General features: G+C 42.7%; 1 protein-coding gene. It reads right to left on the reverse strand.

What is annotated here, in order from left to right; translation table 11 throughout:
* Nucleotides 1-9: 9 nt before the first annotated feature.
* Complete coding sequence (locus R2X38_RS26575) at nucleotides 10-1,341, reverse strand: IS4 family transposase (RefSeq protein ID WP_317525343.1); 1,332 nt, start codon at nucleotides 1,339-1,341, stop codon at nucleotides 10-12.
* Between the last annotated feature and the right edge of the window lie 89 nt (nucleotides 1,342-1,430).

A 1,430-nucleotide genomic window follows, 5' to 3' on the forward strand; every position in this document is an offset into this window, starting at 1 on the left:
TAACTCCTATCAATTAAGATGTTTGGAGCGAACCACATAGCGGGTTTTACTGATACGAACGGTCCTTGATTTGGGCCGTTTTTTTCGTTCCGGCAAAATATAACGTTTCACTCTTTCCCGCATTGCCCTTAACTTCTTGGGTATTGAACCGGGCGATGCGATTGCACACCACATTAGTTCATCTTGGATATCCCTCAACGCCATCATGAAACTGATCCGTAAAGGCGACACTTTAGCTTCTTTTGCTATCCTACTTATTTCCAACCGGACTAGGTTATAAGCAATTAAGATGCCCCAGATCTCCTGCTCAACACCTTCGATTGATTGACTGCGGAGTAGGAGCTCATCTTCAAGCATGTCATGCTTTATCTCCCCATAACTGTTTTCGATTTCCCATCGTTCGAAGTAAACATCAAGCAAGGATTGCAGGTCATATTTTTTGTCTGTTAGGGACGTCAAAACCCCTTTTATATGATTGGGTTGCTCTTTTTCTGGATAAAGTGCAAGCCTAGCTTGCCACTTTTCAGGCAGATGAGGATCTTTTTTGCGAGCGTGTTGAGAAACATTCATCTCGACTATCAAGTCACGTCCGTCTTCATCTAACTGTTCTATTATTGTGTACTTTGTATTGGATTTAATGGGGGTCATCCAGTGGCTAGAACCATGTTGGTTTTGCCAGTTAATCATTAACTCCGCACCTAAATAACATCGGTCGAAAATAGTAAGAGAGTTGGCCGTTGCAGAGGAAATAAGTTGCTTAGCGTAGCTTTCTTCACCGTTGTAGCTAGGGCCAAAAGCGACATTATGGATTAGGCGACTTCGAAGGGAGCAAAGTGCACATAGCCTTACAACTGGGTATTCAGTATGGCGTGTTTTACTGTGCTTAACGTATTGAAAATGCTCTGCAAGAGCTGGGGTATCGTGGGTTCTAAATTGCGTACCATCAACAGAGAAAAGCTTTAATCCGAACCATGTATCATCACTATCTTCTGTTTGTGCCCAATGTTGTGCAGTTAATGTAAATAAAGCTTCAAGAGGCTTGGCTGTTAACCGCTTTCTTGCTTGAGGAATCGCACTTGGAGCAATGGATTCACCTAGAGAGTTAGAAAGCTTAAGGTCTAACTTATCAAGTACATCGGTAATCGGTCTATCACGGTATAAACCAATCCCAACGACGAGCCAGACCACAAGTTCAGCAGGTAACTTCCGTCGCCTCAAGCTTGCTTTATTGGTGTCATCGAGTGCTTGCTGAATCCACTCAAGAGGCAACTCTTTCTGAAACAAAGAGAGTGAGTCAGGTGAAGCAAAATCATCAACATCTATAAGCCAATGTGCCAACATAAAAAATACCCTCAAACTTAATGTCTGAGGGTATTTTCACTCAACCGTAGGATCATTCAACTGATCAATGGCTTAACTGATCGGTGTTA

It is taken from the genome of Photobacterium rosenbergii (genome assembly GCF_033022775.1).
In the GTDB taxonomy this organism is placed as follows: domain Bacteria; phylum Pseudomonadota; class Gammaproteobacteria; order Enterobacterales; family Vibrionaceae; genus Photobacterium; species Photobacterium rosenbergii_A.